A 14,463-nucleotide genomic window follows, 5' to 3' on the forward strand; every position below is an offset into this window, starting at 1 on the left:
AGGACACCATCAAATGACCAGACGCATCGTTTCAACCTTCTGTTTAACAGTTGTTTTCCTGTCATTTACATGCGGGGCGTTCGCCCACAATCTGTGGATCAATCCCTCCGACCATTTCCCCAAAGTCGGCGACACGGTGACCATCGACATCGCCTGGGGCCACACCTACAAGGCGAATCGGAAAGACCAGGAGATGAAAGCCGGCAAGCTTGCCTTTATCCGGGTGATCGATCCGGACGGCGCCGAGGTCACACCGACCACCCTCAGCGAAACGCAATACACCCTTCCCGTCACCAAGGCCGGAGCCTATCAGGTGACGGCGGGCATCACACCGGGCGTGTTCACCAAAACCACCAAGGGACGTCAGTGGTGCGACAAAAAAGGCGTGAAAAATCCCCTTTCCTGCACCAGCTTCGCCATCGAGGCCAAGACACTGATCGTGGCGGGACAAAGCGCTGCGGGTCTGGACCGAACGGCCGGTCAGCCCCTGGAAGTCGTCGCCCTGTCCAATCCGGAAACGGTGAAGCCGGGAGGCGCCTTTGATGTCAAGGTCCTGTTCCGTGACCAGCCCGCCGAAGGCGTGACCGTCAATGCCGTTTACGCCGGATTCGCCGAAGAGATGGATGTGGCTCCCCACAATCCCGAAGCCGCCAAAGGCGACAAGACCAAAGGGCCTCGCTTTCCGGTCAGCGCCGTTACCGATAACACAGGGAAGGCATCCCTTCCCCTGACGAAAAAAGGATACTGGATGATCAGCATCTGTCACAAAACGCCCTATCCCGATCCGGACGTCTGCGACGAGTACATGAACAACATGGCCTTTACCTTTGAAATCTGATCGAGGAGACAGCACATGAGCCCTGATCCCCAAGGAAACGGTCTCTCCCGGGACATCGGTCTGTTTACCGCCACGGTGCTGGTCATCGCCAACATGGTGGGAACAGGCATCTTCACCACCTCGGGATTCATCATGGCCGAGCTGAAAAGTCCTGCGGCCCTTCTGATCTGCTGGGCCGCAGGAGGACTCTTCGCCCTGTGCGGCGCCCTGTCTTACGGAGAATTGGGTGCCCGCTTTCCCAAAGCCGGCGGGGAATATGTGTTTCTCCGTGAATGCTTCGGACCGCCCCTGGGTTTTCTGTCCGGCTGGATATCCCTGATCGTGGGATTTTCCGCACCCATCGCGGCGGCGGCCCTGGCCTTTGCCACCTATGGTTTTCAGGTGCTGGGAATCGATGGGTCACACGCCCTTGTTTCCGTGTCGGGTGTTGCGCTGATAAGCCCCCGGACCCTTTCGGCTGTCGGGGTCATCGTGCTGATGTCGCTGGTTCACGCCTCCGGCCTGAAACGCGGCAGTCGGGTTCAAAATGCCCTGACCGTATTCAAAGCCGCCCTGATCGTCTGCTTCATCGCAGCCGGGTTGATCTGGGGACGGGGCTCGTTCGATCAGGCCTTTTCGGCGGGATTCACCGTTAAAGGGCTTTCAGCCGAATCCTTCGCCGTATCGCTGATCTTTGTCAGCTTCGCCTACAGCGGATGGAACGCGTCCGCCTACATGGGATCGGAGATCATCAACCCCAGACGAAGCATTCCCCTTTCATTGTTCTGGGGCACCCTGATCGTGGCGGCGCTTTACGTTCTTTTAAATGTGGTTTATCTCTACGCCCTGCCCCCTTCCGCCATGATGGGCGTCATGGAGATCGGCGCCGTGTCGGCGGTGGCCCTGTTCGGAGACGGAATAAGCCGGCTGTTCAGCGCCGCCGTGACCCTGGGCCTGCTGTCCGTCATCAGCGCCATGATTTTGACCGGCCCCCGGATCTATTACGCCATGGCCGAAGACGGAGTCTTTTTCAGTACATTCATGCGTATCGACTCCAAACGGAAAACACCGACCCGGTCCATCATGCTCCAGGCGGGCATCGCCATCGTCCTGGTTATGTCCGCTTCCTTTGAAGCCCTGCTGATCTACATCGGGTTCACCCTCTCGCTGTTCGCCATGCTGACGGTGGCGGGACTGATGCGTCTGAGGATGCGGGGGGAAGGGAAAAATCACCGGGGATACACCACCTTCGCCTACCCCCTGACGCCCCTTTTGTTCATCGCCGGGAACCTCTGGATTATCGTCTTTTCAGTCAAAAGCCGCCCGATGGGCGCCCTGTTCGGCCTGGCCACCATGGGCATCGGCCTTCTGGCCTATGGCCTGTTCACCAGGAAAACAAGGCTTCGGACAATCGGACCCGGCTACCCGGCACCCGCCCTTCCACAGGCAGGCGGCGACCCGCGCCTCTGATCCCGTTTGGACTTCTCCCGGAAACCCGCATCCTCCCGTCGGGTTTCCGGGATCACCTGCTTTCGTCCGAATGCTGCAACTGCGCCTGGACGCGTCAACATCCCTGAACACTCATACACTGACGGTTTCCCATCCTGCGTCTTCCAAAAAATCAATTTTTTTTTGCCCTTCCTATTGCACTGCACCATAATCGGATTATATTAGGTTCAACAATTGACAATGACCATCTTCGATGGATTCAATAGGAGGACGTTATGAATACGATTCGCAGAGAAATTGAAAAAAGCGTTAAACTGATCAACATCATCCCCAAAACAGTCAAGACCATTGAAAACGAATTCCTGAACCCGGCCTTCAACTGGCCCCCCAAAGCCTTTTAGCGGCTTTTATAAATAAGGTATGAATGCAAAGGCCCCGCTTTATGCGGGGCCTTTTTTTATCAGCATGGTCGACAGGAATCAGGACCTCAACGCCTCGTTCACCCGGATGGCCAGATCCCGCTGCGAGAACGGTTTCTGGACAAAATTCATCCCCGATCCCAACACGCCCCGATGGGCGATCACGTCGTCCGTATAGCCGGACATGAACAGAATCTTGATCTCCGGGTAGCGGCTGTGAAGCTGTTCGGCCAGACTCCGGCCGTTCATCTCAGGCATGACCACGTCGGTGATCAAAAGATCGATTTCACCGGCATGGGCCTCGGCAAGGGACAGGGCCTGGACGGGAGACGCGGCTCCGAGAACCGTATAGCCCAATCGCGTCAGAATGGTTTGGGCCAGATTGAGCATGGCAATCTCGTCTTCGACAATCAGCAGGGTCTCACCCTTGCCAACGGGAATTTCGAAGGTTTCCTCGAGAACCGTCCGGTTCTTGCCGGCCTCATGACGCGGCAGATAGAGCCTGAAGGTGGAGCCGCTCGAGGGCTCGCTTTCAACCTGGATAACCCCCCCGTTTTGCTTGACAATGCCGTAGACTGTGGCAAGCCCCAGACCCGTTCCCTTGCCCATGTCCTTGGTGGTGTAATAAGGCTCGAACAGGTTCTCCAGGGTATGCATGTCCATGCCGCAACCATCGTCACTGACGGCCAGCATCACGTAATCGCCCGGTGTGAACCCATGATGTTCGGCACAAAAGGCCTCGTCAAAGCGGACATTGTCTGTCTCGATGCTGAGTTTTCCCACCCCGCCGATGGCATCCCGGGCATTCACACACAAATTGGCCAGAATCTGATCGATCTGGGACGGATCCATATTGACGAACCCCAGCCGGCAGGCGGGTTGCCACTTCAGATCGATATCTTCCCCGATCAGCCTCCGAAGGATCTTGAGCATCCCCTCGACGGTGTCATTGAGGTCAATGATCCTTGGGGCGATGGCCTGCTTTCTGGCAAAGGCCAGAAGCTGTCGGGTGATATCGGCGGAACGCCTGGCCGCGTTGAGAATCTCCGACAAATCGTGCTGCAGCGGATCATCCGGGGCTGCCCTGTCCATGATCAGTTCCGTATAACCGATAATCACGCCCAGCATATTGTTGTAATCATGAGCCACGCCCCCGGCCAGACGACCCACCGACTCCATTTTCTGAGCCTGATTCAATTGGGCCTTCAGTTCCAGGTGTTCGAATTCCCTGCGTTTGAGCTCTGTAATATTCTGAAGTGCGACAAAAAATTCCGGCTGTCGTCCGGCCTCGCGCCTTATGGTGCCGACCATACGAACGATGATCTCCTCCCCGTTTTTATGCATGAGGCGGCATTCAACGGGAGCAAGCTCACGGCTGTCGGAGTCGATGCCCGCATGAAGCCATCGGGTGACGGACTCCCGATCGTCCGGATGTTGAAACCGGTTGTAAATGTCGTGATAATCAATGGCATCGGTTTTTTCATATCCCAGCATATCGAACAGGGCATCGGACCATGAAACCTCACCGGTTTCAACATCCCAGGTAAAATCACCCATGCCGGCCAGCCGCTGGGCCCTGATCAGCCGGTCCTGGCTTTTCAAAAGGGCTTTTTCCGCCATGGTGCGGCCGTGAATCTCTGCCTGAAGCCTGGCCCATTCACGCTGAAGCAGCAGATACAAAATAACGGCGGTGATGGTGACAAACCCCCATCCTTTATAGGTCTGGAGAAAGGTCAGTTTGTCCGGATCACTGGTCATAAGGCTGATGGCGCGATCGGAAAGAACGATCCAGAGCCCGGCAAAGAGGGCATACATCATGGAAACGAAAAGAGGAAAACGAAGGGAAAACCGTTTCATCATTTCAGAGCCTCTCGGATTTTAACCGCAAGATCGTGTTTGGAAAACGGTTTTTGAATAAAATTTGTCCCCGTTCCCAAAACGCCCCGATGGGCGATCACATCGGCGGTGTAGCCGGACATGTAAAGGACGCGCATGGCGGGATGAAATCTTTTCAGCCGTTCCGCCAGATCCCGTCCGTTCATTTCGGGCATAACCACGTCGGTGATCATCAGATGGATGCGGCCCTCATGGGCCCCGGCCGCCTCCAGAGCCTTTGCAGGCGACGGGGCCGTGATCACGTCATAGCCGAGACGGGCCAGAATGGCTTCGGTCAGTTTCAGGATGGATGGTTCATCTTCGACAATCAGAACCGTTTCACCGTGTCCCAAAGGAACGTCATCCTTTTCCGGCTTCGGTTCCATATCCTTCTGACCCTGGTGGCTCGGCAGGTAAATCGTGAATGTCGACCCGTTTCCCGGCTCGCTGTTCACCTGGATAAACCCGCCGTTTTGTTTCACGATACCGTAAACCGTGGCCAGGCCAAGCCCCGTGCCTTTGCCCATACCCTTGGTGGTAAAATAGGGTTCAAAAAGATTCTCCAGGGTATCCGGGGCCATGCCGCAGCCGTCGTCGCTGACGACCAGCATCACGAAGTCTCCGGGAACGGCACCCGGACAGCCGGCGCAGTCGTCTTCATCAAACCGGGCATGATTTGTTTCGATGGTCAGTTTCCCCACCCCGCCGATGGCGTCCCGTGCGTTCACGCAAAGGTTGGCCAGGATCTGGTCGATCTGGGTGGGATCCATATTCACCATACCGGGTTCATGGGCGGGATGCCAGGTCAGATCGATGTCCTCACCGATCAGACGCCGAAGCATCCTGAGCATGCCCTCGACGGTTTCGTTCAGGTCGATCACCCTGGGGGCGATGGTCTGCTTTCTGGCAAAGGCCAGAAGCTGACGGGTGATGTCACTCGAACGGCGGGCCGCCTTCATGATTTCGGAAAGATCGTCCTGAAGCGGGTCGCCCGGCGACAGTCTGGCCATGGCCATCTCGGCATAACCGATGATAACGCCCAGCATATTGTTGTAATCGTGGGCGACCCCTCCGGCCAGGCGTCCCACGGATTCGATCTTGCGGGCCTGAATCAGCTGGGCCTGGAGTCTGGCCTGTTCGTTTTCAGCCCGGATCCGATCGGTGATATCCTCGACCGCCCCCATGATTCCGATGATAAGGCCTTTCGCATCGCGGATGGGGGCCACGGAAAGACTGGCGTCGAACAGACTGCCGTCTTTTCGCCTCCGAATCAGGTGTCTGTTTGAAAACCCATCCCCGGCAAGGACGTAGTCACGCAAATGCTGAAACTCTTCACGTTTGTCGTCGGGAACGATGGGCAGGGGGCGGCCCACGACCTCGTCCTTGTTCCACCCGAAAATGCGTTGGGCGCTTGCACTCCAGGCCGCCACCTTGCCGTCGAGATCGACGCAGTAAATGGCCACGGGCGAGCAGGTGATCATGGCGCGCTGGAACTCCTCACCGGCCCGAAGTTCTTCGGTTCGGGCAGCCACCTGGCGTTTCAGGAAAAATGACCACAGAAAAACAATCAGAAGAACAAGGGTAAGGGGGACGATGACCATGGCCGAATAGGCCAGCGCATCCCTAAGGGAGACCGGCTTTTCAGCGAATACGCCCAGCCACCTGTCACTGATTTTCCGGTATTCGCCGTTTTCCTCCAGAACCTTCAGTCCCTCGCCGAACTGGGCGAGAAGGGCGGATCGTCCCTTGCGGACGGCAAAGGCGTAATCACCGGCGTAAAGGCTCTTTTTACCAAACACCAGGTTGTCCCACGCCTGGGATTCGATCAGGTGCATGCTGCTGATGCGGGGAACAATCGAGCCGTCATATTGGCCTTCGGCCACGGCCTTCAGCACATCGTACTGGCTCTGGACCAGAGCGGGGTGAAGATCCGGTTTTTTTTCAGACAGAACATCCGAGATGATATCTCCTTCCTGGATGACCAGACTAAGACCGTCCAGGTCGTCGAAGGATTCGGGAGGATCTCCGGCCCCACGCCGGACGACGCTCACATAGTGCGAGACCAGATACGGGGGGGAAAAGTCAAAATTCCGGTTGCGCTTCAGGGAATAGAACATGCCGCCGATGACGTCGATTTCTCCGCTTTTCAGCGCTTCGATGATGTCAGCCCAGGGACCCAGGCGGATCTGGATGTTCATGTTCATCTCACGGGCAACCGCCCGGGCCATATCCACGGTGAAGCCCGCAGGCCGTCCGGAATCATCAAGAAATTCGAAGGGCGGATAACGGTGATCGCCGCCGATGATGATGGGGCGGTCCGACGGCAGTTGAAGGGCGGCAAACCATTTGGCGTGAAGACGGCGAAAGGTGCCGTCGGCCATGACCAGGGCAAGCCCTTCATTGAGAAGCGCAAGGTTTTTCCGATCGCCCTCACGGACGGCAAAGCAGAAATCCTGGCGAAAGCCCTCGATGGGCGTATCGATTATCCTCAGGTTGCCCAGTCCGGACTCCTGAATCAGGCGCACCGCCAACAGCCGCTGGACAACCACCGCGTCATGGAGCCCGCTGGAGAGTTCCTGAACGGCCGTCTCAAAACTGGGCGTTGTCACAATATCAATCCCGCGATCCTTGCGGCGAAGAAATTCTTCGGCATTGTCCCCTTTCATCACGGCGACACGACGGCCGGCCAGATCGTCGATGGAATCAATGCCTTTGGTATCGTCACGCACCACAATGGCGCCGTGGAGGGACATATAAGGAAAGGTAAAATCAAAGAGGTCCTCCCGCTCGGGCGTCCGGCCCACCAGAGGCAGCGCTTCGACCTCTCCCCTCTCGAGCAGGCCCCTGATCTCGGGCCAGGGTCCGGTTCGATAGACCGCCGTCCGCCCCATGGCCGCAAGGGCCGCGTTCATCAATTCCACTGAAAATCCGGTGGGTTCCCCGGCTTGGTCAATCAGACAAAAGGGCGGATAGTCCGTCTCCGATGCCGCCGAAATCGGTTGAATCGCACGGCCCCGGACCGGAAAAAACAGCATCGCCGCAACCATAACGAAAAACATCACGATCATCGATCCGCGGTTGTGCCTGCACCTGAATTTGCATGGGACATCAATCATATCGGGTTCGCCATGGATGCCTGGGTTCAACATTGATGATCTCGTAAAAAACAAGTTTTTGGACGGCTTCGTAAAATGTTCGAGATCAAGGCTTGCGAATCCCGAGGAATGAGGCGTACTTAGGGTACGCCGCAGTGACGAGGGATGACGCGTAACGCAGAGATCGGACATTTTACGAAGCCGTCAACATTGATTACGAAAGCGTGAAGGGCCTTCGCTTGCTGCGTTGGGACGTGTGAAGAATAACAACAGTCTAAAGGATGCGATGCGAAATGTCAATTCATGCAGCCCTTCCGGTCATGGCAATCGCATGCGTGTTTCCTTTTCAACGCGATCGGTATCGGTATCGACGACAATCACACCGTTCGATACGGGCAACGCGGTCAGGGGGTATGATGATCCCCGCCGTTGTAACGGATCACCGTGACTTTTTCGAGGGTGATCATGCCGCCGTTCATCATGGTGTCGATCCGGGGCATGACGGCATCGATCTTTTCCTGGGTGTCGACCACCTCGACGATCAGCGGCAGATCCGAGGACAGGGTCAAAAGCTTCTGGGTGTGGCAGACGCTGTGGGCGCCAAAGCCCGTGATCCCGCGAAGAACCGTGGCCCCGGCGAAACCCTCTTTACGAAACATCTCGACCAGGGCGTCGTAAAGGGGCCTGCCGTCAAACCGGTCGTTTTCCCCGATGAAGATCCGCATCAGAACCTGTTCTCCCACCAGTTTGGTCATGGCATTCCTCCTTGAGCGATCATGCGCGCGGCGACGATGCCCGCCCAGGTAAACACAAGGCAGATCGCGACGCTGGCCAGAATGTTGACAAGGGCCGCCGGCAGGCGGCCGTCTTCGAGCAGGACAAAGGTTTCGTAGCTGAAGGTCGAAAAGGTGGTGAGCCCGCCCATGAAGCCCACGGTGAGGCCCACACGAAGGGTCGCCGGAATCAGGGTGCTGTTGAGGCCGACTTCCATGATCACGCCGATCAGAAAGGCCCCGATGACATTGACCGCAAGGGTGCCGTAGGGAAAGGACCGTCCGAAAACGGTGTAGACGAAAGACGACAGGTAATATCGGGTCAAACCACCCCCCGCGCAAAACAGGGCGATGGCGGCTGCGGTTTTCAAGGGTCAGGGGTTCCTTTCGTGAAAAGAGGCGTTCAAACAAGGTAGAACGTAGCAATTTCGGGGTGGGAATTCAAGTGGACAATGTGGACGGTGTGGACAGGGTGGACGAAGTGGACGTCGGCGCTTCCCAAGATAAGGTGGATTTTTGCCTTGACGGGGAAAAAGTATATTACTATATTCCAATTCAGCGATTTAATGGAGGTGTTTTATGAAAAAAATTACCCGGGTGATGAAGGCTCTGTCCGACCCGAACCGGTTGCGTATTATGAAAATTCTGACGATGAAGACCATGTGCGTGTGCGAGCTAAGATACAGCCTGGGGCTGGCCCAGAGTTCGATTTCAAAGCATCTGAAAATCCTCGAGGACGCCGATCTGGTCACGTCCCGGAAAGACGGGCTGTGGGTCAACTATTCGTTGGCGGAGCACCCGGAAAGCCCCTATGCCGACGACATGCTGGACCTTCTCGGCCGGTGGCTGGACGGGGATACGGGGTTTGAAGACATTCTGGACAAGGCGAAAACGGCGGATCGGATGATCCTCACACGGAACTGATGTTTCTAAACCGAAAGAGACAAAGGCAGGATAATGAAAGAACGTTATAAACTGATGTGGCTGATTCTTATTTTTCTTGGGTGTTATTACATTCCCTGGGATTCTGAATTGATAAGGACCTCGGGCCTCGAAGCCTTTATGATGCTTCAGGAATACGCCCGGGAGCATGTACTGACCTGTCTGATTCCGGCCTTTTTCATTGCCGGGGCCATTGCCGTCTTCGTGTCCCAGGCCTCGGTATTGAAATATTTCGGAGCCAAGGCCGGCAAAATCCTGTCCTATTCCGTGGCCTCGGTGTCCGGAACCATTCTGGCGGTCTGTTCGTGCACGGTGCTGCCCCTGTTCGCCGGAATCTACACCCGGGGGGCGGGCATCGGTCCGGCCACGGCCTTTTTGTATTCGGGACCGGCCGTCAACGTGCTGGCCATCACCCTCACCGCAAAAATCCTCGGATGGCAGCTTGGGCTGGCCCGGGCCGTGGGGGCCATTTTCTTCGCCATTGTCACGGGCCTTCTGATGGCCTTTATTTTCCGAAAAGACGATGCGGCCCGAACCACCGGTCAAATTTATGTGCCGGACCATGACGGCGAGTCGCGCACCCTGTTTCAGGACTCTCTTTTTGTTGGGACCATGGTGCTGATTCTTATTTTCGCCGCCTTTGCAAAACCCTCGGCGGACGCACAGGGCCTATGGCCCCTGATTTTTTCCGTCAAATGGTACGTGACCGGCGGCCTTTTGATCGCCCTTGGGGTCATGCTCACGGCCTGGTTTTCCAAAGACGAGGCCAAAGACTGGGTGGATTCGACCTGGGGTTTCATGAAGCAGATCTTTCCTTTGCTGTTTGCCGGTGTTCTGGTGGCGGGATTTTTACTGGGACGTCCCGGCCGGCCGGCTCTGATTCCCGAGCATTATATCCAGGCTCTGGTGGGCGGCAATTCCCTGTGGGCCAACCTGTTCGCCTCGGTGGCCGGGGCCCTGATGTACTTCGCCACCCTTACCGAAGTTCCGATTCTCCAGGGCCTGATCGGTTCGGGCATGGGACAGGGACCGGCCCTGGCCCTGCTTCTCGCAGGTCCGGCCCTGTCTTTGCCGAACATGATCGTCATATCAAGCGTGATGGGCGTCAAAAAAACCGCTGCGTTTTGCACGATCATCGTCATCCTGTCGACCGTTGCAGGGATGATGTACGGCATGATCGTGGGAGGATAAGAACATGGGCGTTAACGACATCCGCCAGATCAAAGTCGGCGCGAACACGGTGGGGATCATTGGCCTTAAACAGGCGCTGGCCGACCTGGCAGCCGAAAAAGACACCCTTTCGGACGAAGAGATCACACAACGGCTGATGCAGGCCCTCGGGAAAAAGAACTACATCGCGCCCCCGGCTCGGGAACGCTATGAACAGGCGTTTTTCCGTGAATACTGCCTGGCCGTGGGCAGACCGGTGGAACCGGAAGTTACAGAGCCCGGCGTCATCGACATTAAAATTCTCGGACCGGGGTGCACGAGGTGCGATCAACTGGAGCGGGAGGTTATGGCCATCGTGGCCGACCTCAAAATCCGTGCGGCCATCGACCATGTCCGGGATATCAAAACCATCGCCGAATACGGCGTTTTGGGGTCTCCGGCCCTGGTGATCAACGGAGACGTCAAGGCCGTGGGCCGCGTTCCGCCTCGGCAGAAAATCATCACCTGGATCAACGACATCACACAAGCAAACACATGAAAGGAGAACACCATGGATATTAAAGTACTGGGACCGGGCTGCGCGAAATGCAAAAAAACCGCCGAGCTGATTCAGGAGGTTCTGACGGAAACCGGCGTTGCGGCCACCATGGAAAAAGTCACCGACCTGATCCAGATCGCCGGTTACGGCGTGTTCGGCACCCCGGCGGTGGTCATCGACGGCGAGGTGAAAAGTGTGGGCAAGGTGCCGACCAAAGATGCCGTCAAAGGCTGGCTGAAATAATCTCAAGGACAGACAGGAACACACCATGAAAAAAACAATTCTCGGCTTGATCGCCGGACTGGCCTGCGTTTTGCTGGTCACCCCTTTCGTCTTTTCTGTGGAAAAGACCGCCGACTTCAACACCATTCCGGCCAACGGCACCGTCACCATGATCGACCTGGGGGCCAAGAAATGCATCCCCTGCAAGATGATGGCCCCCATTCTGGTCAAACTCGAAGAGGCCTATCGGGGCAAGGCGGACATCGTGTTCATCGATGTCTGGGAGAACAACGAACAGGCCAGACGTTTCGGCATCCGGAGTATTCCCACCCAGATCTTTTTCGATGCGGAGGGTAGGGAAATATACCGCCATACCGGTTTCATGGACGAAACCGCCATCATCGGCCAGCTCTCGAAAATGGGGATTCCGGCGCCAGAAACAGCTCCTGTAGACGACAAAGGATAAAAAATGGAATCATTTTTTATCACCGTCAACCAATGGATCACAAGCGGCACCTTGCTGGCCGCTTTGGGCTGCTTCATCTGGGGTCTGATCAGCGTCCTTCTCAGCCCCTGCCACCTGGCGTCCATCCCCTTGATCATCGCTTACGTGGGCGGCCAGGATAACGCCGTCAAACCCCGCCAGGCCGGAGTCTACGCCCTGGCCTTTTCTATCGGTCTGTTCATCACCATTGCCGTCATCGGTATTGTTTGCTCCCTTCTGGGCCGGATGATGGGGGACGTGGGGATTTATTTTGAAGTGCTTGTGGGGATCATCCTGATCTGGGTGGCCCTGGGCATGCTGGGGGTGGAGTCCTGCTCCATGTCCGGCAGCCTGCTTTACCGCCTCAAAGTCCGGGGTCTTTTCGGCGCGTTGATTCTCGGCCTGGCCTACGGTTTTCTCTCAGGATCATGCACCTTTGGATTCATCGCCCCCATTCTGGCCATCGTCACGGTTCAGCAGCAGGTGATGACCGGCATTCTCCTGATCATTCTCTTCGCCCTCGGCCATTGCCTGCCCATCGTCATCGCGGGAAGCTCCACGGCCCTGGTGCGCCGTCTGCTGGAAAACAGCGCCTTTCAGAGCACCGGCGCCTGGTTCAAAAAAGGCGCGGGCGTCGTCATCGTGATCCTGGGGATTTATTTTATCGCAAGCCCCTTTCTCGGTACGTAAAGGGTTATGAATAAAGATCAACCAACGATCTGATTATTTTAAGATCATCGAGATCCTCAAACGCCTGCCCAACAAAGCCGGGTTCAGGCAATGCAAGGAGTCCACCTGCATGGTTTTCGCCACCCGGATCACCGAAGGAGCCAAAGGCCCGGAAGACTGCCCGGTCATGGACGCTGCGGCCCGACAGAAACTCGCCGATTACATGGGCCCTTTCAACCTGATCCTCTGACACTCTGACCCATTGCAAGGGATTATGTAAAACATGGACATCCTCTCAGAAATGCCCAACCACAAAACACCCCAAGGCCCTGCCCGCCGTTCACCCTTTGGCCATCTGTTCCGTTTCATCGGCAAATGGTTCGGATTCACCGGTCTTTATGCCGCGTTTTCCGTTTGCCCGTTCTGCGGTCAGGCGGGATGCCCGGTCGGTGTCGGTCTCGCAGGCTCGGTGGGGGCTTTTTTCGCCCTGTGCGCCACCGACTGGAAACAGTTGCTTGGCTTCATCCGCAGCCGACTCAAAAAAACAACAAACACCAGATAACAAATTGGAGGGCATCATGACCGACAAAGACATTCTCAAACAAACCTTTCATTTCCATGGACATATCTGCTGGGCCAGTGCGGCCGGTGCACGGGCAGGCATGATCGCCTTGAGGGAACTGGGTGTGAAACGCACGGGCTCCTCAGGTGAATTGCACTGCATCCTCGAAATCGGAAACAACCACGGGGCACAATGTTTTGCCGACGGGGTTCAGTTTACGACGGGCTGCACACTCGGAAAGGGAAACATCGATAAGGCAGGCTGGGGAAAACTGGCGTTTGTCCTGATCGATAAAAAGAAAGAACAGTGTGTGCGCGTATCCTATAAAAACGGCCCCCATCATAAAAAGGTCAGCGAATCTTCTTTCATGAGAAAACGCGGCCAGGGCATACCGCCCACGGAGATTCCCGAACAGGAAGCCTGGGACATGGCGGATATGATCTGGGATGCGCCGGAAACCGATGCCTTCATTGTCGGCACGGTGAAACCTTATGAATGGGGCGATGATTTCGGTGAAATCATGGGCCTTATCCCCTGCGATCAATGCGGGGAACTGACGGCCAAAGCCTACTTGCGGGTGGTTGGGGAAAAACACATGTGTATCCCCTGCTCCGGGTATGAGAAATAGATTATTGTAATCGGGAGGTGAGGCATGACCGTTTTTGCCGTTGCAGGATTCATCACACTATTCTTCACCACCCTTCTGACCATTGCCGGGGTTGGCGCGGCGTTTATCCTGATTCCGGTATTCATGACCATGGGGATCGACCTCCATGTGGCCATGGCCACCGCGCTTCTGCTCAATGCCATTGCCATGATGTTCGCGTCGTATCGCTTTTATAAAAAAGATCTGATCCTTTGGAGCGTGGCCATCCCCATTCTTTTTGTGGCCACACCGCTATCACCCTTGGGGGCATTTGTCAGCAAGGGACTCGACCGCAGTCTGTTGCTCTGGTTGTTTGTGGCGTTTCTGGTGTTTGCCGCAGGAATGATGCTGTTCTACAAACCCAAACCCCAAAAGAACCAGGCAACGAAAACACGACAGCTTGTTTATGGCTGCGGGATCGGCGCCTTCGCCGGTTTTCTTGGCGGATTGCTGGGCGTGGGCGGTGGTAATTTTATTGTACCGGTTTTGATCGGGCTGGGTGTGGATCCAAAAAAAGCGTCTGCCACCACGTCTTTCATTGTGATTTTTTCGTCGCTGTCCGGGTTTTTAGGCCATGCCACCATCGGGAATATCAGCGCCCCGCTTCTGGGTTTTACCGCGCTGGGCTCTGCCCTTGGCGCGGTGGTCGGCGCCTGGCTGATGACCGACAAACTCAACCAGACCCAGGTCAAACGAATGGTCGGTGTCGTGCTTCTGCTCATCGCGGGCAAAATGATGTGGAGCCTGTTATTTCAGGCATAAACAAGTATGATTAAATTAACGATCAATTATTCATTCTGGT

At 56.2% G+C, this 14,463-nt stretch carries 17 protein-coding genes; 13 read left to right on the plus strand and 4 right to left on the minus strand.

Features of this window, described 5'->3' with window-relative positions; all coding sequences use genetic code 11:
* The first annotated feature begins 13 nt into the window (after nt 1-13).
* The 3 genes from ACYQ11_RS11800 (at nt 14) to ACYQ11_RS11810 (ending at nt 2,667) form a co-directional block, all read left to right on the plus strand.
* Nucleotides 14-838 carry a DUF4198 domain-containing protein gene (locus ACYQ11_RS11800; protein WP_459923988.1) on the plus strand — a complete coding sequence of 275 codons (825 nt, stop codon included), beginning with the start codon at nt 14-16 and terminating at the stop codon, nt 836-838.
* A gap of 15 nt (nt 839-853) precedes the next feature.
* Nucleotides 854-2,287 (plus strand): APC family permease, encoded by a 1,434-nt coding sequence (locus ACYQ11_RS11805; RefSeq protein WP_459923989.1) that lies wholly within the window; start codon nt 854-856, stop codon nt 2,285-2,287.
* A gap of 254 nt (nt 2,288-2,541) precedes the next feature.
* Entirely contained in the window at nt 2,542-2,667 is a 126-nt protein-coding gene (locus ACYQ11_RS11810; protein WP_459923990.1) for a hypothetical protein, read from the plus strand.
* A gap of 78 nt (nt 2,668-2,745) precedes the next feature.
* On the opposite strand, the gene ACYQ11_RS11815 is transcribed toward ACYQ11_RS11810, so the two are convergent.
* The 4 genes from ACYQ11_RS11815 to crcB form a co-directional block, all read right to left on the minus strand.
* A complete protein-coding gene (locus tag ACYQ11_RS11815; protein WP_459923991.1) occupies nt 2,746-4,545 on the minus strand; it encodes an ATP-binding protein in 1,800 nt (599 codons plus the stop codon).
* Nucleotides 4,542-7,619: a transporter substrate-binding domain-containing protein gene (locus ACYQ11_RS11820; RefSeq protein WP_459924003.1), complete on the minus strand. Its 3,078-nt coding sequence runs from the start codon at nt 7,617-7,619 to the stop codon at nt 4,542-4,544. The genes ACYQ11_RS11815 and ACYQ11_RS11820 overlap by 4 nt, the downstream gene beginning before the upstream one ends.
* Before the next feature lie 440 nt (nt 7,620-8,059).
* Nucleotides 8,060-8,410, minus strand: coding sequence for a DUF190 domain-containing protein (locus ACYQ11_RS11825; protein ID WP_459923992.1), 351 nt, complete (start codon nt 8,408-8,410; stop codon nt 8,060-8,062).
* Nucleotides 8,407-8,799, minus strand: coding sequence for a fluoride efflux transporter CrcB (crcB, locus tag ACYQ11_RS11830; RefSeq protein WP_459923993.1), 393 nt, complete (start codon nt 8,797-8,799; stop codon nt 8,407-8,409). Before crcB ends, ACYQ11_RS11825 begins: the two co-directional genes overlap by 4 nt.
* Nucleotides 8,800-9,007: 208 nt before the next feature.
* On the opposite strand from crcB, the gene ACYQ11_RS11835 reads away from it, so the two are divergent.
* The 10 genes from ACYQ11_RS11835 (at nt 9,008) to ACYQ11_RS11880 (ending at nt 14,423) form a co-directional block, all read left to right on the plus strand.
* Nucleotides 9,008-9,352 (plus strand): ArsR/SmtB family transcription factor, encoded by a 345-nt coding sequence (locus tag ACYQ11_RS11835; protein WP_459923994.1) that lies wholly within the window; start codon nt 9,008-9,010, stop codon nt 9,350-9,352.
* A gap of 33 nt (nt 9,353-9,385) precedes the next feature.
* Nucleotides 9,386-10,561 carry a permease gene (locus tag ACYQ11_RS11840; RefSeq protein WP_459923995.1) on the plus strand — a complete coding sequence of 392 codons (1,176 nt, stop codon included), beginning with the start codon at nt 9,386-9,388 and terminating at the stop codon, nt 10,559-10,561.
* A gap of 4 nt (nt 10,562-10,565) precedes the next feature.
* Nucleotides 10,566-11,078 (plus strand): thioredoxin family protein, encoded by a 513-nt coding sequence (locus tag ACYQ11_RS11845; RefSeq protein ID WP_459923996.1) that lies wholly within the window; start codon nt 10,566-10,568, stop codon nt 11,076-11,078.
* Nucleotides 11,079-11,090: 12 nt separating this feature from the next.
* Nucleotides 11,091-11,321, plus strand: a complete 231-nt coding sequence (locus tag ACYQ11_RS11850; RefSeq protein WP_459923997.1) for a thioredoxin family protein — start codon at nt 11,091-11,093, stop codon at nt 11,319-11,321.
* 25 nt (nt 11,322-11,346) lie between these two features.
* Entirely contained in the window at nt 11,347-11,766 is a 420-nt protein-coding gene (locus tag ACYQ11_RS11855) for a thioredoxin family protein (RefSeq protein WP_459923998.1), read from the plus strand.
* A gap of 3 nt (nt 11,767-11,769) precedes the next feature.
* Entirely contained in the window at nt 11,770-12,474 is a 705-nt protein-coding gene (locus ACYQ11_RS11860; RefSeq protein ID WP_459923999.1) for a cytochrome c biogenesis CcdA family protein, read from the plus strand.
* Between the two features lie 64 nt (nt 12,475-12,538).
* Nucleotides 12,539-12,703, plus strand: a complete 165-nt coding sequence (locus tag ACYQ11_RS11865) for a (Fe-S)-binding protein (RefSeq protein ID WP_459924004.1) — start codon at nt 12,539-12,541, stop codon at nt 12,701-12,703.
* A gap of 33 nt (nt 12,704-12,736) precedes the next feature.
* Nucleotides 12,737-13,015 (plus strand): hypothetical protein, encoded by a 279-nt coding sequence (locus ACYQ11_RS11870; RefSeq protein ID WP_459924000.1) that lies wholly within the window; start codon nt 12,737-12,739, stop codon nt 13,013-13,015.
* Between the two features lie 16 nt (nt 13,016-13,031).
* Entirely contained in the window at nt 13,032-13,643 is a 612-nt protein-coding gene (locus ACYQ11_RS11875; RefSeq protein WP_459924001.1) for an FmdE family protein, read from the plus strand.
* Between the two features lie 24 nt (nt 13,644-13,667).
* On the plus strand, nt 13,668-14,423 hold the full coding sequence (locus ACYQ11_RS11880; protein WP_459924002.1) for a sulfite exporter TauE/SafE family protein: 756 nt from the start codon (nt 13,668-13,670) through the stop codon (nt 14,421-14,423).
* Nucleotides 14,424-14,463: the final 40 nt, after the last annotated feature.

Source organism: Desulfatiferula olefinivorans (assembly GCF_054657895.1).